The organism is Psychroflexus lacisalsi (assembly GCF_020164495.1).
Classification (GTDB): domain Bacteria; phylum Bacteroidota; class Bacteroidia; order Flavobacteriales; family Flavobacteriaceae; genus Psychroflexus; species Psychroflexus lacisalsi.
The window spans coordinates 310267-330274 of sequence record NZ_JAIQYZ010000002.1; the positions used below are offsets into that span (position 1 = coordinate 310267).

The 20008-nt window shown below is 34.4% G+C and carries 21 protein-coding genes; 13 read left to right on the top strand and 8 right to left on the bottom strand.

Features of this window, described 5'->3' with window-relative positions; genetic code table 11:
• Positions 1 to 27: 27 nt before the first annotated feature.
• Both LB449_RS08760 and LB449_RS08765 read right to left on the bottom strand, forming a co-directional pair.
• Entirely contained in the window at positions 28 to 912 is an 885-nt protein-coding gene (locus LB449_RS08760) for a FecR family protein (protein WP_224454727.1), read from the bottom strand.
• 43 nt (positions 913 to 955) lie between these two features.
• Positions 956 to 1477, bottom strand: a complete 522-nt coding sequence (locus LB449_RS08765; RefSeq protein WP_224454728.1) for an RNA polymerase sigma factor — start codon at positions 1475 to 1477, stop codon at positions 956 to 958.
• A 125-nt stretch (positions 1478 to 1602) separates the two neighbouring features.
• Between LB449_RS08765 and LB449_RS08770 the strand changes: the two genes are divergently transcribed.
• The 3 genes from LB449_RS08770 to LB449_RS08780 are packed head-to-tail and all read left to right on the top strand — an operon-like array spanning position 1603 to position 3080.
• Positions 1603 to 2649 carry a hypothetical protein gene (locus tag LB449_RS08770; RefSeq protein ID WP_224454729.1) on the top strand — a complete coding sequence of 349 codons (1047 nt, stop codon included), beginning with the start codon at positions 1603 to 1605 and terminating at the stop codon, positions 2647 to 2649.
• Positions 2650 to 2659: 10 nt separating this feature from the next.
• A complete protein-coding gene (locus LB449_RS08775) occupies positions 2660 to 2893 on the top strand; it encodes a hypothetical protein (RefSeq protein ID WP_224454730.1) in 234 nt (77 codons plus the stop codon).
• Positions 2894 to 2900: 7 nt separating this feature from the next.
• Positions 2901 to 3080, top strand: a complete 180-nt coding sequence (locus LB449_RS08780) for a hypothetical protein (RefSeq protein ID WP_224454731.1) — start codon at positions 2901 to 2903, stop codon at positions 3078 to 3080.
• 398 nt (positions 3081 to 3478) lie between these two features.
• Here LB449_RS08780 and LB449_RS08785 read toward each other — a convergent pair whose 3' ends face one another.
• The 3 genes from LB449_RS08785 to LB449_RS08795 form a co-directional block, all read right to left on the bottom strand.
• The gene (locus LB449_RS08785) at positions 3479 to 4471 is read right to left on the bottom strand and encodes a hypothetical protein (protein ID WP_224454732.1); all 993 of its coding nucleotides are present in this window, start codon (positions 4469 to 4471) and stop codon (positions 3479 to 3481) included.
• An 82-nt stretch (positions 4472 to 4553) separates the two neighbouring features.
• Positions 4554 to 7046: a DUF5686 and carboxypeptidase-like regulatory domain-containing protein gene (locus LB449_RS08790; protein ID WP_224454733.1), complete on the bottom strand. Its 2493-nt coding sequence runs from the start codon at positions 7044 to 7046 to the stop codon at positions 4554 to 4556.
• Between the two features lie 65 nt (positions 7047 to 7111).
• Complete coding sequence (locus LB449_RS08795; protein ID WP_224454734.1) at positions 7112 to 8089, bottom strand: pyruvate dehydrogenase complex E1 component subunit beta; 978 nt, start codon at positions 8087 to 8089, stop codon at positions 7112 to 7114.
• A gap of 154 nt (positions 8090 to 8243) precedes the next feature.
• On the opposite strand from LB449_RS08795, the gene LB449_RS08800 reads away from it, so the two are divergent.
• From LB449_RS08800 to LB449_RS08830, 7 genes are all read left to right on the top strand, one after another.
• A complete protein-coding gene (locus LB449_RS08800) occupies positions 8244 to 8990 on the top strand; it encodes an electron transfer flavoprotein subunit beta/FixA family protein (RefSeq protein ID WP_224454735.1) in 747 nt (248 codons plus the stop codon).
• 18 nt (positions 8991 to 9008) lie between these two features.
• The gene (locus LB449_RS08805; protein WP_224454736.1) at positions 9009 to 9977 is read left to right on the top strand and encodes an electron transfer flavoprotein subunit alpha/FixB family protein; all 969 of its coding nucleotides are present in this window, start codon (positions 9009 to 9011) and stop codon (positions 9975 to 9977) included.
• A gap of 88 nt (positions 9978 to 10065) precedes the next feature.
• Positions 10066 to 10680: a bifunctional nuclease family protein gene (locus tag LB449_RS08810; protein WP_224454737.1), complete on the top strand. Its 615-nt coding sequence runs from the start codon at positions 10066 to 10068 to the stop codon at positions 10678 to 10680.
• A gap of 3 nt (positions 10681 to 10683) precedes the next feature.
• Positions 10684 to 12381, top strand: coding sequence for a NupC/NupG family nucleoside CNT transporter (locus LB449_RS08815; RefSeq protein WP_224454738.1), 1698 nt, complete (start codon positions 10684 to 10686; stop codon positions 12379 to 12381).
• Positions 12382 to 12489: 108 nt separating this feature from the next.
• Positions 12490 to 13314 (top strand): thymidylate synthase, encoded by an 825-nt coding sequence (locus LB449_RS08820; protein ID WP_224454739.1) that lies wholly within the window; start codon positions 12490 to 12492, stop codon positions 13312 to 13314.
• A 71-nt stretch (positions 13315 to 13385) separates the two neighbouring features.
• The gene (gene egtB, locus LB449_RS08825) at positions 13386 to 14528 is read left to right on the top strand and encodes an ergothioneine biosynthesis protein EgtB (protein WP_224454740.1); all 1143 of its coding nucleotides are present in this window, start codon (positions 13386 to 13388) and stop codon (positions 14526 to 14528) included.
• Between the two features lie 16 nt (positions 14529 to 14544).
• Complete coding sequence (locus LB449_RS08830; RefSeq protein WP_224454741.1) at positions 14545 to 15519, top strand: L-histidine N(alpha)-methyltransferase; 975 nt, start codon at positions 14545 to 14547, stop codon at positions 15517 to 15519.
• Between the two features lie 19 nt (positions 15520 to 15538).
• Here LB449_RS08830 and LB449_RS08835 read toward each other — a convergent pair whose 3' ends face one another.
• Positions 15539 to 16621: an aminotransferase class V-fold PLP-dependent enzyme gene (locus tag LB449_RS08835; RefSeq protein ID WP_224454742.1), complete on the bottom strand. Its 1083-nt coding sequence runs from the start codon at positions 16619 to 16621 to the stop codon at positions 15539 to 15541.
• A 49-nt stretch (positions 16622 to 16670) separates the two neighbouring features.
• Here LB449_RS08835 and LB449_RS08840 point away from each other — a divergent pair, with 49 nt between their 5' ends.
• The 3 genes from LB449_RS08840 (at position 16671) to LB449_RS08850 (ending at position 18853) form a co-directional block, all read left to right on the top strand.
• Positions 16671 to 17075 (top strand): 2TM domain-containing protein, encoded by a 405-nt coding sequence (locus LB449_RS08840; protein WP_224454743.1) that lies wholly within the window; start codon positions 16671 to 16673, stop codon positions 17073 to 17075.
• Positions 17072 to 17560: a dihydrofolate reductase gene (locus tag LB449_RS08845; RefSeq protein WP_224454744.1), complete on the top strand. Its 489-nt coding sequence runs from the start codon at positions 17072 to 17074 to the stop codon at positions 17558 to 17560. Before LB449_RS08840 ends, LB449_RS08845 begins: the two co-directional genes overlap by 4 nt.
• Before the next feature lie 123 nt (positions 17561 to 17683).
• On the top strand, positions 17684 to 18853 hold the full coding sequence (locus LB449_RS08850) for a BamA/TamA family outer membrane protein (protein ID WP_224454745.1): 1170 nt from the start codon (positions 17684 to 17686) through the stop codon (positions 18851 to 18853).
• A 25-nt stretch (positions 18854 to 18878) separates the two neighbouring features.
• Here LB449_RS08850 and LB449_RS08855 read toward each other — a convergent pair whose 3' ends face one another.
• On the bottom strand, positions 18879 to 19361 hold the full coding sequence (locus tag LB449_RS08855; RefSeq protein WP_224454746.1) for a glutathione peroxidase: 483 nt from the start codon (positions 19359 to 19361) through the stop codon (positions 18879 to 18881).
• Between the two features lie 48 nt (positions 19362 to 19409).
• Positions 19410 to 19988 (bottom strand): TlpA family protein disulfide reductase, encoded by a 579-nt coding sequence (locus LB449_RS08860; RefSeq protein WP_224454747.1) that lies wholly within the window; start codon positions 19986 to 19988, stop codon positions 19410 to 19412.
• Positions 19989 to 20008: the final 20 nt, after the last annotated feature.

Here is a 20008-nt window from a genome sequence, read left to right on the forward strand (position 1 = left end):
ACTACAAAAAAAGAGTTGAGTCTAAATTTATTCTTGATCATCATCAACAAAAATAAATTTATTTTCGTTGATGACTGAGAAATTCATTTGATAAGTTTTACTCAAAATGTCCAAAGCAAGAGACAAACTATCTGAGGGCAATGTACCTGAAAATCTTTTGTCTTCAGTAACTTGAGTTATATCTACTTCAATTTGATAATCTTGCGCAAGCTGCTGCATGACTTCCGAGAGACTTACACCTTTAAATTGATGAGTTTTGGAAACCCATTCTGGTTTTTCATTGTAAATATTACTCTGCTCTAATTTTTTTCCATTTTGATAGGTAATGAACTGACCTTTCTTAAGTATGTTTTCTTCATTTTTAAAAATCACTTTAACAGAACCTTCGTAGCAAACTACTTTAAAAATCGAATCTATTGATTTTACATCAAAGCGAGTTCCTAAAACTTTTACTTTTCCAGAATTGGTCTTCACAGTAAATGTTTCTCCTTTAGCAACTTCGAAGTAGGCTTGTCCGTTGAGTTTTGTTGTTCTGTCAAAATTCCAGAACCAATTATTAAACTGGAACTTACTGTTTTGAGCTAAAATAACTTTTGAATCATCTGGTAATAAGACCGTTTCTTGAGAATTGATCTGTGAAGTAAAATCTTTCACAGATAATATAAAGATAAGCGAAGAAATCCCTAAAATGATTAAAATAGAAGCGGCAATAGACCAATTGAATTTTTTCTTTTTAGTTGTTCTTGTACTTTTTAAATTTTCAAGAACTTTATCTTTATTGAAATCTGGCTTTTCTAACCAGCCTGAATAATATTTAATCTTTTTAAGGGTGTCAAACCCACTCACATCTTCTATGGACTGATCGTCTATTTTGTTATCAAGCCAGTCGGCTAAATTGTATTTTTTTTTCATCGGATTTGATTCTATAACTATAACACTTCAATTGCTTCCTACCCTACTTAAAAGCTTCTATTTTTTCTCTGAGCCTTTCTAGAGCCTTTTGCATTCTCTTCTCCACAGCTTTCACACTTATATTTAAGATTTCTGCAATTTCCTTGTAAGATTTTTCATCGATACGGTGAAGTAAAAAGGCCGTTCGTTGTTTTTCCGATAGGTCTTGAATGGCCTTCTCTAGTTTAACTTTAAACTCCTCCTCCTCCATTTTATAGTCTGGACTTTGTTTATCCTCTGTATGCTGAGGAACAGTCTTAGCATACTTCAAAACAACTTTTTTATGCTTATATCTGTTTAAAGACAAATTATTGGCAACAGTGTATAGATAAGATTTAGCTTTTGCAAAGGGTACTTTTTTACAATTTTCCCATAACTTAATAAAAGCCTCTTGCACAGATTCTTCAGCTATTTCTTGGTTGCCAAATTTGTAATAAAAATAATTATTTATGACCTCTGAATAAGTGTTGTAAACACGTTCATATACTTTTTCATCGCAGACATTATCGACTAGATTTTTTTCCATGGGCTAAATATGCAATACTCTGTACAGTAATAAAACAATTTAATATAATTTTACCCTACCACATACTTAGGGTAAAATGAATCATATTTGTTATATATGAAAGGGTTTTTATAAATTTACAAACAATGAAGCAACTTTATTTCATTTTGATTATAGTTCTACTTGCTAGTTGCCAGGATGAAGAATTTTTTGAACAAGTTGAAGACACTACAAGTTTATCCAGCCAAAGTGAGCTGAGTAATCTTATCTCAAGACTTACGCAAAACCCTACAGCTTTTGATGATTTTATAGACAATACAAATAGTCTTAGACTTGAGTTCCCTTTTGAAGTGATTTTGAATTCTGAAACCACATTTATTATTACTGAATTTGACGATTACCGAATTTTGATTGACGAGCTAACCGACATTCCAAATGACTATGAAATTGATATCACGTTCCCTGTTGATATTTCTTTACCAAATTACGAATTGATCTCAGTTGAAAACCAAGCTGAATTTGAAACTGTAAATGCAGGTGTAGAAGGAAGCACTGAAATTAATTGCCTGGAATATAATTACCCTCTTAATATTAATATTTTTGATGCCAATAATGGATTTACCAACAGTAGAGCCGTTCAAAACCGAGCTCAGCTTTATAACTTAACACAAAGTTTAAAACTAAATAATAGTTTTTATCAAATCATTTATCCCATTAATATTTTCATTGAGGGGCAAAACGAATCTATAACCTCCAATCTAGAGCTCAACGCTGCAATTCAAAATCTTGATTCAGAGTGTTTTAATCCAAGTATTTTTGATGATAATGACTCTTCAAGATTACAACAATTTATTACTTTCATAACCTCAGGGGAGTTCAGAATTATAACTTACATCAATGATGATGCAGAAGATCAAACACTAGTTTATGAAGACTATAGATTCACATTCAATACTGATAATACTATTTTCGTAGAAAATTTAGCTTCTGGTGATACGTTTACAGGGGATTGGCTGGCTGAAATTGATGACGATGAGCTGGTGTTTGAAATCGATATTGAAGAAAGTGATGTGTTGGAGGAACTAGACGAAGATTGGTTTGTTGAAGCTTTTGCTAATCCAAGCAAAATTGAATTAATAGATGAAGACGATGATTCTGGAGAACAGAGTTTATTAACTTTCGAGAAAATCTAAATGACATAATATGGATGAAAACCAAAAGCCTTCACAACAAGATTTAAAGAAAAAGCTTAATATTTTGAGTATAATTTTTTACATCATTTTTTTCATTTGGGTAGTCTTTTTAGGTCTTATCATTTTCAAACTTATTAACGGAGAGGAAACCTCTTCACTTTTCATTGGAACCATTCCTATTATTGCCGTTCTTATCATTTTAAGCCAGATTAAATCTAAAATTAGAAAGGAGATAAAATCCTAAAAAAGATTTGAAGAGAGAGGAAAAAAATGTCTTAGCGTATTTAAAATCGATAGAGTATACAGATTTCATCTATGAGCCAAGCGGAAACAGAACACCAGATTTTTCTATTGATAATGACATAGCTGTTGAAGTTCGCAGACTCAATCAATTTCACCACAAAAAAACCATTAGAAAAAGTGCATTTTAACTTGGTAGCTCATTTTAGTAGGTCATATTGGTTATGGTTTGGAAGAAAAGGAGTTGGAACAATTGAGGTTAAAAATAGATTTTGATGTAATCTTCGATAAAGTCTTTATCCTATCAAGTTTCAACAATACCCTAGGAGACGAATTATAAAACTGTTCCTATAAAGTTTCCTTTAGTTACAATAGGTAGCAACAATAAGCCTTGATAAGATTAGCTGGGTTCAAATCAAAACCTTCAGTTTTAACACAAGCCCAAACCCCTGTTTTAAGTTTGCAAGATCTTAAAGAAAGCTTCTACATTAAATAAATGGGAGCAAATTCAGAAAAAGCTAATATTAGCCAACAAAAAAATCCCTGCTACTTGCGTAACAGGGATTCTAAATTTAAAACCAAACATTAATTAATCATCTAAAAGATCTACATATTGCTTAATGGCATTTTTGATTCTATTCGCCAACTGTCTGTTTCCATCTTCATCTTCAGGACTTATTTCTATAGTACCGTTTTCATTGCCATCTGTTGCATTAGAAAGATCTACATGATTGAATACTGAAACGAGATCGAATTCAAATACTATTGAATTACTATTATCTTCTGTGATCACAAGATTTTGTCCTGCATCCTCATAATCTACTTCGAAATCTTCTTCCAGAGTATGGAAAAATTCAAATGGTGTTCCTGAAATTGTTCCTCTGATTAAGATAGACTTCTGGTAAAGGTCGCTTGTAGAATTATTACTCCTTTCCATCTCAAATTCGACTTCTTCATACTCTCCCACTGGAATATCTACTTGCACTACAGTCACTTCGCCAGAGTTCAAACTAAGCTCAAATGGACCGTTCAATTCAAATTCATCTTCAGAATCAAACCGATCATCATCGTCATCGTTATCATTTATTTCACATCCGTCATCATCGGGATCGATAGCATAAACGCTGAAGTCTTCTGTAAAATAAATTTCGGTTCCGCTTTGTAATTCGATCTCATATCTGTAGGGATCATCGTCCTCGTCATCATCTTCTAACTCTCCTTTACAGAAAGGATCGTTTGCATAATTTTCATCTAAATAAGCAACGATCTCATCTGGTAATTCTTCAAAGTTGATATTATCGTCATCATCATCTGAGCTTCCGGATCCATTTTCTGGAATTCCGAATCCGTCTGCAAATTCGAACTCAATGTTTTTGATGTTGATAAGAAATTCTGAAACTTCTACGTCAGATGCTGATTTTGCCCCACTTGCTGTATTAGCATTAGTAGTTGCCATAGCTCTGATTTCGAGATTTGATTTTGGAACATTGGCCAGGTTTGGGTCTGTACTTGAGTCGTCTGAAGAACAAGAAAATAGAAGTGCTAATCCTAAAATTCCTGGTATCGTTTTTAAGGTTTTCATTGTGTTTTTGTTTTATAGTTCACTTATAGAACAACACTAAAGAGAGCAACCCTAACTCCGAATTATTTTATTTGAAAATTTTTTAGAAACTGAATCCAAAACCTCCTGTGACCCCAAATTTTCGGGCTCCAGGAATATCGTTATAATTTCCTCTGAAGTGAAAATCTATCCTGAGAATTCTGAATATATTATCCACTCCGATACTATATGACCAATAAGGCTCCTGGTCTGGAGCTCTCAATACCGAATTTGTGAAAGAAGCGTTCAGCAATTGATTTTCTTCTGAAATACTTCCAGAAACTGCTCTTACAGAAATAATCTCTCTCAAATCCAATTCTCTTAAAAAGGGAATTCTTGAGAAAAATCTTCCATTAAAATTATGCTCAAAATTCACGCTGGCATAAGTATCTGTAACAAAATCATAAAAATCCAAAAGAGGGAATGTTCCTTGTATGGAAAATAAAGTCTGATTTCCAGGAACGATATCCAGCAGACTTAATGGTACTTGCCCAAAGGTTTTACCTACTTCAATATTTGAGACAAATTTACCGAATCCACCTATTTGTATAGGCTGTCTGTAATAGAATTGGATTTTTTCATAATCAAAGTCTGAAGTGGTTATATTTCCAAGACCTTTAGTATAATTGAGTAGAAATTCTGGATAATCATCATCGTTTACTATGACGCGCTCCACACCATACCCTGTAGTTTTACGGCCTGGCGAAAATTGAGCAACAGTAGAAATTTCAACTTGTTCTGTTACACCTTTAGTTTCTGTACGTTCTGGATTTGAGAAATAATCAAGACTAAATTGATCTGAAGCAGATTCTAGACGCTTAAAGTTACTTTCAAATCTCATGTTGAAATTCTTAAACGCCTCAAAGCTTAATGATAAACTAGTCAGATTAATATTGGTAAGACTCGTATTGGAACCAACTGTAAGTACAGATGAAGATGCCAGATTTCTTCCCAATACATCTGTAGTGTTTGTAAGACTAGCTCCTAATTGTTCAACATCTCTGCGATTTCCTCCACTAATAATAAGCCTCATCTTTGGGTCTATCAGCCATTTTCCGGAAAGGCCATATTTAAACTTATCATCTCCAAAACCATAAGCCAAAAAACCCTGTAGTCTCCATTTATCGTTTTGAGAAAAATAAGTCCTTCCTCCAACTCTTAAACGAATTCCCTCTACTTCATTATATCCAAACGTAGAAAATACCGGTCCAAAATCCCAACCTTTTTGTTCCCAATAGCCAGTTGCCAATATAGTACCTACATTATAAAGCCTCTTAAAAGCATCGACTGTTTGCAACGTATCAAGCATATTGTATACTTGACGTTCATCTTTATTCAGTTCCTCTTGTCTGTTTTGAGCCCAAAATTTATCATCTCTGTTATAAGCTTGTTCATTAAAAACTTCTGGTTGATACTTGTAAAATGCATTTCCCTTAGGATTATCAAAAGTATAATTATCATAAAGCGTAGTCCGTTTGCCATAGACACCTCGCGATTCTTCTTTTTTGTTTATGGAAAAATCAGTCATAAACAAATCTTTGGTAATTAAAAAAACTGAGTCGTTAAGGACATCGAATTCTTGCTCTATATACACATCTTTCACCCAATTAATATTTGCTCCTTTGGACATGGAAAGATTAATTTTCTTAATAGCCCAGGTCGTATCATTTACCCAGAAATCTCCCTTAAAATTCAATTCCCCCTTACGTCTTGGGTAGAATACAATATTGTAACACCACTTATCTTCAATAAAGGTGCTATCGGTTAAAACGTAATTATAATTATCAACTCCAGTTGTTGACAAAGGACTTACGAAGCTTTTACTGAAAAATTTCAGGTAATTATCATAAATATTATAATCTGCATAGAGATCTTTTATAAATGCAATAAGGTTTTGGTTGTTACTAAAGCCAGAGTTTTTGTTACCCAATAGGATTTCCTTTTCAGCATCAAGGACATTGCTACCATATACTTTGGAGGCAGCTTCGTTAAGAAAAATTGGCAGATATGTTTTACCAGTAACATTGTTGGTATCCAAATCGTCAAAAATGAATTCCATTCCATTAAAAATCCTTGAATTTATAAGTGAACTGTCTATTGTATTAAGATCGAATTCAAGTTTTTCGTATTTATCATACTGGTATTGATCAAACTTTTTAATTCCGTTTTCGCGTTTATTTTTCCAAATCTTCTCAAGAATATCTATTGCTGGATTATTTTTTTTTGAAGTTTTTCCTGAATAAACTATAACTTCGCTTAGTTCTGAAGAATTCTCTTCAAGTTTAACTTCTATATTATAAGTGATTTTTTTCTCCAGAGGTAATTTTAAATTATTAAAGCCCATGAAAGAAAACTCCAACACTGAATAGGATTTATTAGACTCAAGGTAAAATTTTCCATTTTCATCAGAAATAGTCCCTTCAGATGAGTTTGAAAAAAACACATTGACGTAAGGTATTGGATTTCCAAACGTGTCTTTGACGTAACCACTCACTTTAGTTTGAGCAAATGATGACAGTGTCAAAAAAAGAAATAATAAGGACAGGATGTTTTTCATTAAATAAAAAAAAGCTTCAAATGTAATTTTGTACAAATGAAGCTAGTTATTTGAGTTGATTAAAATTAAATATATAATACTTTCTTAACCGCTTTTACAACATCTTTGCTGTTCGGCAGCCATTCTTCCAAAAGCACCGGAGAATATGGAGCTGGAGTATCCGCTGTATTTAATTTAATAATAGGTGCGTCAAGGTAATCAAAAGCTTCATTTTGAATTTTGTAAGTGATATCTGTGGATATATTTCCAAAAGGCCATGATTCTTCAAGTATCACAAGTCTATTTGTTTTCTTTACAGATTTCAAAATAGCATCATAATCTAAAGGTCTGACCGTTCTTAAATCTATAATTTCGCAAGAGACATCTTCTTTTTCAAGTTCTTCAGCCGCTTTATAGGCTTCCTTTATAATTTTTCCAAAAGACACGATCGTAACATCCGTTCCTTCTCTTTTTACGTCTGCAACACCCAACGGAATAGTGTATTCTTCTTCAGGCACTTCTCCTTTATCGCCGTACATTTGCTCGCTTTCCATAAAAATGACAGGATCATTATCACGTATAGCTGACTTCAGTAAACCTTTGGCATCGTAAGGATTTGATGGAATGACAACTTTAAGGCCTGGAGTATTAGCAAACCAGCTTTCAAAAGCCTGAGAATGTGTTGCTCCCAACTGACCAGCAGAACCTGTTGGACCTCTAAAGACAATAGGAATATTAAATTGACCGCCAGACATTTGTCGCATCTTAGCAGCGTTATTTATAATTTGATCAATACCAACTAAAGAAAAATTAAAAGTCATGAATTCAATGATGGGACGGTTACCATTCATGGCAGATCCAATCCCTATTCCAGTAAAACCTAGCTCGGAAATTGGCGTATCAATAACTCTTTTCTCTCCAAACTCGTCCAACATTCCTTTGGATGCTTTGTATGCCCCATTGTATTCTGCAACCTCTTCTCCCATCAAGTAGATAGTTTCATCAGCACGCATTTCTTCACTCATTGCTTCTACAATAGCTTCTCTAAATTGAATTGTCCTCATTTAAATGTATTTACCTTTATTAAAAAGAAAAAACAAAAATAGTAATTCAAATTTCTATATACCATAAGAATCTTATAAAAATTTTATTATGCATGCATAGTATTTTTGAAAGGAAACTACTATATTTGTATCATTCAAGAAAAAATTCAAAATCATGAAAATATTAGTATGTATTAGTCACGTTCCTGATACGACTTCGAAGATCAATTTTACAGAAAACGATACAAAATTTGATACTACCGGAGTTCAATATGTTATTAATCCTAATGACGAATTTGGGTTAACCAGAGCAATGTGGTTTAAAGAAAAACAAGGAGCCTCCGTAGATGTGGTGACAGTTGGAGGAAAAGACACTGAACCTACAATAAGAAAAGCTCTTGCTATTGGAGCAGATACTGCTCATAGAATTGATACTGAACCACTTGATGGTTTTCAAGTAGCAAAAGAACTGGCGAAAGTTGCAAAAGATGGTGAATACGATCTTATAATTGCTGGTAGAGAATCAATTGATTATAATGGAGGAATGGTACCAGGAATGCTTGCTAAGCTTATTGGAGCTAATTTCATCAATACTTGTGTTAGTCTCGAAATCGATGGAGAAACAGCAACAGCTGTAAGAGAAATTGATGGTGGTAAAGAAACTTTAAAATCTTCATTACCTTTAGTCATCGGTGGTCAGAAAGGCCTTGTTGAAGAAAGCGATCTCAAAATACCTAATATGAGAGGAATAATGATGGCTAGAAAAAAACCGTTGAATGTTGTCGAACCCCTTTCTGCAGAGACACAAACTGAAGCTAAAAGCTTCAGAAAACCCGAACCTAAAGGTGAAGTAACACTTGTAGATGCAGATAATTTAGATAAATTGATAGACTTGCTTCACAATGAAGCAAAAGCTATATAACTTTTTAAAATAAAGATTATGTCAGTTTTAGTATATACAGAATCAGAGAATGGCAAGCTTAAGAAAGCAGCTTATGAAGTTGCTTCGTTTGCCAAAGGAATTGCAGATTTAATGGGAACAAGCGTAACCGCAGTTACTATTAATGCTGAAAATGTCGACGAACTCAAAACTTATGGAGTTGAAAAGGTTTTGAAAGTGTCTCATGACAAGTTATCAAAATTTAATGCTGATGCTTACGCAGAAGTAATTACTCAAGCTTCTAAAAAAGAGGAAGCGAAAGTTGTAGTGGTTAGTCAAAGTACTAATGCTAAATATTTAGCTCCACTACTTTCAGTAAATCTTGATGCTGGTTATGCCTCCAATGTAGTTGCTTTACCAAAACTTGAAGACGGATTTGTGGTAGAAAGAACAGCTTTTACCAACAAAGCATTTAATATGACTTCAATTTCTACAGATGTAAAAGTTTTAGGATTGTCCAATAATGCTTTTGGTCTTAAAGAAAATGAGGTATCCCTTTCAGAAGAAGAATTTTCACCAGAATTAACTGATGATAATTTTAAAATAAACGTGGAATCTGTCGATAAAAACAAAGATAAAGTAAGCATTGCCGATGCTGAGGTAGTAGTTTCTGCCGGTCGTGGTATGAAAGGTCCTGAAAACTGGGGAATGATTGAAGAGCTTGCAGACGTTCTTGGTGCTGCAACGGCTTGTTCAAAACCTGTAAGTGACATGGGATGGAGATCTCATGGAGAACACGTGGGACAAACTGGAAAACCAGTAGCTTCCAATTTATATATTGCTATTGGTATATCTGGTGCTATCCAACACCTGGCTGGTATTAGTGCTTCCAAAAATAAAGTGGTCATTAATACAGATCCAGAAGCGCCTTTCTTTAAAGCAGCAGATTATGGAATTGTAGGTGATGCTTTTGAAGTCGTTCCTCAACTGATTGAAAAACTGAAGGAATTTAAGGCGAATAACTCATAATTTTTATAAATTGTGCCCCTCTAAGGGCGGTCTAATTTTTAAGCAGCTCTTAAATTTTAGACCGCTTTTTTATTCAATAAAATGTAGTATGAGCTTAGCTAGACTTAGCATAAAAGGAATTTCTTACAGCCAGACCCAAAATGGGGCTTATGCCCTGCTACTTAGTGATATGGACAGTGACAGACAGTTGCCAATTGTTATTGGGGCTTTCGAAGCACAGTCTATCGCTATAGCCTTAGAGAAAGAGATTAAACCTCCCCGACCACTTACTCATGATTTATTCAAGACTTTTTCAGACAGATTCCAAATTTCAATAAAACAAGTCATCATACACAAACTTGTTGATGGTATTTTTTATTCAAGTCTTATTTGCGAAAGAGATGGCATTGAAGAAACTATAGATGCTAGAACAAGTGATGCCATTGCTTTAGCTTTGAGATTTGATGCTCCTATTTTTACTTACAAGAATATTTTGGACAAGGCAGGAATTTTTCTGAGCGATAAGAATCAGGATGCTGATATTTACAGCTCAGAAAATCTTGAAAAAACTGAAGACATAAAAGATGAAAGAAAATCTTCTTTCAAAAATGAGTTCAGTCAAATGACTACAAAAAAACTGAATGAGCTTTTAGATAAAGCTGTAAATGACGAAGATTATGAAAGAGCCGCAAAGATTCGTGATGAAATTTCTAAACGAAGCTAAAGTATGAAAATCTTTACCTGGGCACTTTTGTTGTGTCTTCCCACTCTACTTTTTTCTCAATCGTTTCAAGGTGACTGGAAAATAAAATTAGAACAAAATCAAGATTCAGCTACATATTTTGAGGATCAGCAGATTATAAGTTTTAAGGATTCACTTTTTAGTATTAAGCATGACCAAAAAGAGCTTATCTATGAAGGTGATTACAAGCTAAGCGATGATACACTTGAGCTAGTTCCAAACTTAAGAGCTTTAGAAAAAACAAAGTTTGCAGTTCAATTCAATTCTGACTCCTTAATCACCTTATCTTCAAGTACATTTCACCTGCAACTTAAAAAACAAAAGTCCAAAAATTTTGTTGGCTCTAATAAAGAATTAGAGTCTAAAGTCATTGTAGCTAATCAAAATTTTAGCTTCAATAGTTTATGGAGAGGTGTCTTAGGAATGCTCAGTCTTCTTTTGATAGCCTTTGTACTTAGTAAAAATAAAAAAGCCATAAACTGGAGAACAGTAGGTTTTGGCTTGCTAGCTCAACTAATTTTAGCCATCGGGGTTTTAAAAGTTCCCTTTGTTCAATCCGCTTTTGAATTTGTTGGAAATATTTTCGTGAAGATTTTAGATTTCACCTCGGCAGGCTCTGAATTTCTTCTCGGTGACCTGATGGATACGAGTACTTACGGGTATATTTTTGTTTTTCAGATTCTCCCGACTATCATTTTCTTTTCAGCCTTGACTTCTATTTTGTTCTACCTGGGGATCATTCAAAAAGTAGTACGTGCTTTGGCTTGGATACTTTCCAAATTATTAGGAATATCCGGTGCTGAGAGTTTGAGTGTGGCTGGAAATATATTTCTGGGTCAAACTGAAGCCCCGCTTATGATAAAAGCTTATCTGGAACGTATGACACGTTCAGAAATACTTTTGGTTATGATTGGTGGCATGGCTACAGTCGCTGGTGGGGTTTTGGCAGCCTACATTGGTTTTCTTGGAGGAGACGACCCTATTATGAGACTAGCATTTGCAAAACATCTTTTAGCAGCTTCGGTAATGGCAGCTCCAGGTGCAATTGTAATTTCTAAAATTTTATATCCACAACAACAAAAAGTCAATACGAACGTAGAGGTATCTTCAGAAAAAATTGGATCGAACATCCTTGATGCCATTGCCAATGGAACTACTGAAGGCCTGAAACTAGCTGCCAATGTTGCTGCAATGCTTCTTGTTTTTGTTGCTTTAATTGCTTTTATCAATTACGGATTTGAAAAAATAGGAGAATTTACAAATCTTAATGCTTTAGTAGCTGAAAATACTCCTTACAATAAGTTTTCTCTTGAGGCCATTTTGGGAATTATTTTCGCTCCCCTAATGTGGCTCATCGGTGTAGCCAAAGAAGATGTCATGTTAATGGGACAACTCCTTGGTATTAAATTAGTTGCGATCGAATTTGTAGGATACATTCAGCTTGCTGAACTCAAAAACACGGCAAACGTACTTAGTTTGAATTTTGAAAAGTCAGTTATCATGGCAACTTACATGCTATGTGGATTTGCAAACTTTGCTTCTATTGGTATTCAAATTGGTGGTATTGGTTCTCTGGCACCAGGTCAAAGAAAAACACTTTCAGAATTTGGAATAAGAGCTTTGATAGGAGGAACACTTGCTTCGCTCATGTCTGCGACCATTGCTGGGATGATTCTTGGTTAGACACTACTTTAGAATTTTAATTACAAATGAATCAAATTGATAAATTCTATTTGAAATTCCTCAAGTCTAGTCAATAAAATTTCTATTTTTAAACCAAACTCTAGTTTCATGAAACAGTACCACGATTTAATTTCACATATACTCGAAAATGGTGTCCAGAAAGGTGACAGAACTGGAACTGGAACCAAGAGTGTGTTTGGTTATCAAATGAGATTTGACCTTAATGAAGGTTTTCCGCTTGTCACGACTAAAAAAGTTCATCTCAAATCCATCATTTATGAATTACTCTGGTTTCTGAAAGGAGATACTAATATTTCATATTTAAAGGAAAATGGAGTTAAGATTTGGAATGAATGGGCTAACGAAAATGGAGACTTGGGTCCTGTTTACGGTCACCAATGGAGAAATTGGAATTCCGAAGACATCGACCAAATTTCAGAATTGATACACACCTTAAAAACAAATCCAAATAGCCGAAGAATGATGGTTTCTGCATGGAATCCAAGTGTAATGCCAGATACCTCCGAGTCTTTTGAAACCAATGTAGCTAATGGGAAAGCAGCGCTACCACCATGTCATGCTTTTTTTCAATTTTATGTTGCCGGCGGGAAATTGTCCTGCCAGCTCTACCAAAGAAGTGCCGATGTATTTTTAGGTGTTCCTTTTAATATTGCTTCTTATGCTTTATTCACAATGATGGTTGCTCAGGTTTGCGATTTGGAATTAGGAGATTTTATACACACTTTCGGAGATGCTCACATCTACAACAATCACTTCGAACAAGTTGAGCTCCAACTTTCAAGAGAATTTAGACCGTTACCAACTATGAAACTCAATCCTAAAGTCAAATCTATTTTCGATTTTAAATTTAGTGATTTTACGCTGGAAAACTATGATCCTCACCCCCACATCAAGGGTAAAGTCGCTATTTAGTGCAAGGTAAATTATTCAAAAGTAATTTACCTAACCAAGGCTTTTTTAGTAAATTCAAAAAAAACTGATTTATGATTCAGAAATTTATAGAAACAAGAGCTTTTTCTAAACTGCTTTGCGAACCCCTTCAAACAGAAGACTTTGTTATACAACCTGTTGAGTTTGTATCACCCACAAAATGGCATTTAGCCCATACGAGTTGGTTCTTTGAAGTATTCATTTTAACCAAACACAAAAAAGACTACCAGCTTTACAATAAAGACTTTCCCTTTTTATTTAATAGCTACTATGAGACGAAAGGCGAAAGAGTGATGAGGGCCAATAGAGGCAACATGTCCAGACCAACGGTCGGTGATATTTTCCAATACCGAACTCATGTTACTAAAGCTATGAAGGAACTACTTGAAACGTCAAAAGACAAAGAGCTTTTAGATTTAGTTCACATTGGTATTCACCATGAAAAACAACATCAAGAATTGCTGTTAATGGATATCAAATACTGCTTTGGTCATAATCCACTATTTCCGGTATATAATCCAGATTTTGATGAGAAAACTAATGAAGATTTTGAACAAAAGTGGTTTAGGGTTAAGGAAGGACTTTACAAAATTGGACACGATACCAACGAATTTAGTTATGATAATGAATCTGGAGCACACAAAGTGTTTTTAGAAAATTTTGAAATCAGCAATCGGCTGGTCACTAATGGAGAGTTTTTAGAGTTTATAGAAAACGATGGTTATAAAGATCCTTTGCTTTGGCATGCTGATGCCTGGGATTGGATACAAAACGAAAAGATTGAACATCCTTTATATTGGCAAAAAACCAAAGAAGGCTGGGAAGAATATCATTTAACCGGTCTCGAATACTTAGACCCAAGTCATGTTTTAAGCCATATTTCTTATTATGAAGCCTTTGCATTTGCCCAGTGGAAAGGTTGCAGACTTCCAACTGAGTCTGAATGGGAAATAGCACAAGAACAATTTTCCTGGGGAAAACGCTGGGAATGGACAGAAAGTGCTTATTTACCATACCCTAACTATCAAAAAGCTTCAGGAGCACTTGGTGAATACAATGGTAAATTTATGGTCAATCAGAAAGTACTTCGAGGAGGTTCAGCCTTGACCTCAAACAAGCATACAAGAAAAACATACAGAAATTTTTTCCATCCTCACATGAGGTGGCAACAGAGTGGCTTAAGGTTAGCAAAATAAATCGACAAAAAACTTCATGGAACCAACAGCAAAACCAACAACTTATACTGCATTTGAAAAGGATGTCATATCTGGACTTACTAAATATCCAAAGCGACTCTCCTCAAAATTTATATATGATGAAAAAGGAGATAAATTATTCCAGGACATCATGGCTATGCCAGAATATTATTTGACTGAATGTGAATATAGCATCCTTCAAAATCAATCGCCTACAATAGCAGAAAAATTCAATCTCAATGAAGGTTTTGATCTCATAGAACTTGGGGCAGGCGATGGAAAAAAGACAAAATTGCTTCTGAAGCATTTATCAGAGATCGAGGCAAATTTCAGGTATTTGCCAGTAGATATAAGTCAAAACGTTTTGAATGAACTTGGAAACGATTTGGAACAAGAGCTTCCCAAAGTGGATTTTGAACTTTTACAAGGAAGCTACTTTGAAGTTTTGAATCAGCTTTCCAGTTACAATCAAAGACAAAAGATAATTCTTGTTTTAGGCTCTAATATTGGTAATTTAATGCACAGCGATGCGATAGACTTTCTAAAAAAGATACAGGAAAATATGTCTCCTGAAGATCTCCTTTTTATGGGGTTTGATCAAAAAAAGCATCCTCAGGTTGTTATTGACGCCTATGATGATCCAAATGGTATAACTGAGGCGTTTAATAAAAACTTACTCGCAAGAATCAACACAGAATTGGATGGTAATTTTGATCTTGATGAGTTCTTGCACTGGGAAACCTACGATCCTGAAACAGGAACTGCCAAAAGTTTTTTGGTAAGTAAAAAGGCTCAAAACGTAAGAATCGCAAAACTCAATTTAGATATTGACTTCAAAACCTGGGAAACCATTCATACTGAAATTTCTCAGAAATATGACGATGATACAGTAGAATGGCTGGCCTCGAAAGCAAACCTAAGTATCGATAGGGTTTTTGAGAGTGAAACTAAATATTATAAAAACTACACATTCAAAAAAATAATATCTTGATATCGACCTAAGTCAAGTTTTAAAATTCTTGAATTGCGTCTAGTAAGTTTTGTAAATCATCTTCAGTATTGAAATATTGAAAACCTACTCGTATTCTACCTCCCCGGAAGGCAGAAAGTATTCCTCGCTCTTTTAGAAGATCGATATGATGTTCCTCTCCTCTGAGGCTAAAGATGTTCTGTATAGAATCCTCTTCTATTACATTTTTATCTAATAGGTTTAGCTTCAAAAATTCTGACTTTGCCCTTTTGGAAAGTTCTTTAATTTTCGGTTCAATATACTTGAGACCAATAGTTTTATAATGAAATTCCAAAGCAAACTTAAGCCTTGCTACAGCTAAAATATCATAATGACCAGGTTCTAAGAATCCAGTTGGCCGAGGATGTCCACTTGGTTTTTCTTGAAGTGAATTACTTCCAATCGAAGTGAAATGATATTTCTCTACAAAACTAGACTTCATAAGGAAAAAAGCATTTCCTAAACCTGCATTGAGCCATTTGTAACCACTGGTTCCAAATACATCAAATGGAGAATCTTCAAAATCAAAAGCTTCGGTCCCACAGTATTGAGTGGCATCTACTATAAAACTAGTATCCGGGAAATCTTGCTTTAGATGTTTTAAGAATTCCAAGTCAAGCTGAAATCCACTTATAAATTGTGTAATACTGAATATGAAAAAATCTGGTTTTAGCTTCAGAAAATTTTGTCGAAGCTCTTCGCATATATTTAGATCAATATCTACTTCATGAACTTCAAATTTTCTTGATTTCACCGGCATATTTACGGAAGAATAATCTTGGGCCAACAATAGAACTTTAGATTTCTCAGGAAGATCATTCAAAATAAGGTTTAATCCGGTGGAGAAATTATTTAAAATTCCTATTTCATCAATCTTTGCATTATAAATTTCAGAAATAATTGTTTTTGTTTGTTCTACTAGACTGTTTTCATTTTCATCTGTAAAAAGACTTCCTCGCAACCTGTAGTCATCTTCGAGTACTCTTATTTTGGATTGAACAGAAGAGGACAAAACGCCTGTGAAGGGTGTATTTAAATAGGTGTAACTTGTAATTAAAGGGAATTCTTTTTTTAGGCTTGTCATAGATAAGTCAATAAAAGTATTAGTAAATTTGTGCTCTAATATACTTAAAATGGATTCAAAAAAGAAAATAGACCCCGAAATCAGAGCGCTTTATGAAAATGCTCATCAACGCGTCAAACAAAAGAAAAGGTTAATGACGCACCTGGTATTTTTTATAGCAGGTTCTGTCATTTTCATTGTTTTGAATGTTGTTATAGGTTACCAATCTGAATTCAAACCTCTTGGCATGAATTGGTTTGTAACTGCTATTCTGATTTGGCTTTTTTTCTTTCTTGTTCACGTCATCAATGTGTTTGTAGTGAATAATCTGATGGGAAAAGAATGGGAGGAAAAACAAATGAATAAGTTGGTCGAGAAACAACTGGAGAGACTGCGCGAGCTTCAGAAAAAAGTTGATAAGAAACACCCTATAGATACAGGTTCGACTGAAATCCAAAAAAATAATGATTTATGAAGGTAACCATTATTGCAGCTGCAGCAGAAAACAATGCCTTAGGCAGAAACAATGATCTTATTTGGCACCTGCCAGATGATTTTAAACGCTTCAAAGCAATTACTTCTCATCATCATATCATTATGGGGCGTAAAACGTTTGAGTCATTCCCTAAGTTACTTCCAAACAGAAAGCACATTATCATCACCAGACAAAAAGATTACGAAAAGGAAGGAGCAATAGTGGTTCACAACTTGGAAGACGCACTAAAGAATTGCTCTGGTGAAGATGAAGTATTTATCATTGGTGGTGGTGAAATTTATAAGCAAGCCTTGCCTTATGCGGATAAAATCGAACTTACCAGGGTACACGATACCTTTGAAGCAGATGCTTTTTTCCCAGAAATAGAGGAATCAGTTTGGGAACTTAAAAGTTCTGAATACCACGAAAAAGATGAAAGGCATAAAATTGACTTCACTTACTTAACCTACTCCAAAACCTCCTAAACCACATCTAAAAAATAAACTTTTCGAAATTAAATATTAAAAGTCGCCTTGTAATTGTTAAGCAGTTACTATGTGACCGTTTAGAGTTAAATAATAAATTAGTTTTGAAAGACATTTTTTATTATGAAAAAAACTTATATCCTAATTCTTATCAGTCTTATTTTTTTGGGCAATACTATGAAAGCTCAAGAAGAAAATTCAGAAAAGGAAACATTCGGATTTCTCAAGGATTATGTCAATAGGATAGTCAACGACACAGTATCTCAAGAAAAATCACAATTCTTTTTTTACCCTGTTATAGGGTATAGACCAGAAACTGGGATTGAATTTGGTGTTGCTCCTTTATATGTCTATTACGCTAAAGAAGATACCAGCAATCGCTTGAGCGAGATCAATGCTTATGGATTTATGACCTTAAAGTCTCAATACGGTTTGCGCGTAGATCACGCAATTTACTCAGACAAAGATAAGTGGTTTTTTCTTGGAGATTTAAATTTTGAACAGTTTCCCTTGAAGTATTACGGAATTGGAAATGATGTTCCGGAGGATAATATCGCACTTGTAGATGCTACTCAGATAAGAATAAGAGAAAGAGTACTTAGAAGACTAGCAGAAAACTTTTATTTAGGTCTGGAGACTGATTTTGTAAGCTTGAGAAATGTCTCTTTTGAAGATCCTGACAGCAATCAAAATGTGGATTTCCCACTCCCATTTGGTGCAGAAGGAACCACAAACTTAGGGCTTGGTTTAGGGTTAGTATTTGATCAGCGCCGAAATGTTTTGAATGAAAGAGATGCCTTTTTCAGTGAAGTTGCCTTTTTAGATTATAACACGTTTTGGAAAAGTGACGTCGAATTTAGTAGCGTTATTTCAGATACTCGCTTTTTCAAATCTTTCAATAAAAGAAATGTATTAGCCATGCAACTTATGGGTGAATTTAATTTTGGTGGCGATATCCCTTTCAATCAACTTTCCCAAATGGGTGGAGAAAACATTATGAGAGGTTACTTCCGAGGTAGATTTCGTGATGAGAATCAGATTGCTGCACAGGTAGAATACAGGATGTTACCTTTGGATTTAGGCTTTTCAAAACGTCTTGGAGCAACAGTATTTGCTGGGGTTGGCGATGTATTTTCAGAATGGAACGAACTCGAAATGAAAGAAGTTAAATGGGCTGCTGGTGTAGGCGCTAGATTTTTACTTTTTCAACAAAAAGACGTGTATCTTAGGTTCGATTATGCTATAACTCCAGATGAAAATGGATTTTATATAGGTGTAGGAGAGGCCTTTTAAAAACTTCTCCTACTTATAATTATTCCTATGCCTCAATCCAGTCAATAATTTCTTTATCTAAAGGTGAAGTTTGAGGGGAGATAACTTTTTCAAGTTCTCCTTTTTCGTTCAAAAGATATTTTTGAAAATTCCATTCTACCTGACTATCCACTTTTTGATTCCAAGATTTATCCGTCAAAAACTGAAACACATCGTGTTTATCTTCTCCTTTGACTTTGATTTTACCCATCATCTGGAAAGAAACCCCATAATTTTCTACACAAAACCTTGATATGTCATCATTACTTCCAGGTTCTTGTGCCATAAAATCATTGCTTGGAAACCCTATAATCTTGAAGTTAGAATCTTTATAAGTATCATAAAGCTTCTGCAGATCCTCATATTGAGGGGTCAGACCGCATTTGGAAGCAGTATTTACAATTATAACTTTGTTTCCTTTTAAGGTTGAGAAATCAAAAGTTTTTCCTTTTATATCTGTAGCGACGAGCTGATGTATACTATTACTCATATTATTTTTGATCAAATTTAAAATAATCTACTCACCTCCTCTAAGTCTTTACTTTAATTTATCAATTGTCTTTCTTACGGTTTTACTATTCCAGTTGGCAGCACCAGTCTTTTTCATCACGATTTCACCTCGGCCATTGATGAGAAAAGTAGTTGGCAAACTCGAACTTGTTAGCAAATCTGGTGGACTTGAAAGAAAATAGTACACAGGAAGGTTATAGCCTTCTTTGTCCAGAAAAGCCTCAACTGTTTTAGGTTTTTCTGAAGTGATAAAGTAAAAATCAACCTCATCCTTATAATCTGAATACAGCTCTTGAAGGTCTGGTATTTCTGCTATGCATGGCGCGCACCACGTTGCCCAGTAATTAACTAAAACTGGCTTTCCTTCAGATTGCGTAAAATTTACAGTTTGATTGTTTTCATTTTTGAAATACCACTCATAATCTTTTAAGGTTTCACGGTCTGATTGACTAATTTCAGAAGGGCTGAAGGCTATAATCCTATTTAGAAAAACCTGAATTGGCTGACGTGTCTGAGGAATGATGATCAACACAATGAATACTCCAAATAGAAGGTTACTCCAGTGTTTCTGTATAAGGCTCTTTTCTTTTTTTTCTTTATTTGACATGATTTGATGTAGTATTGGAA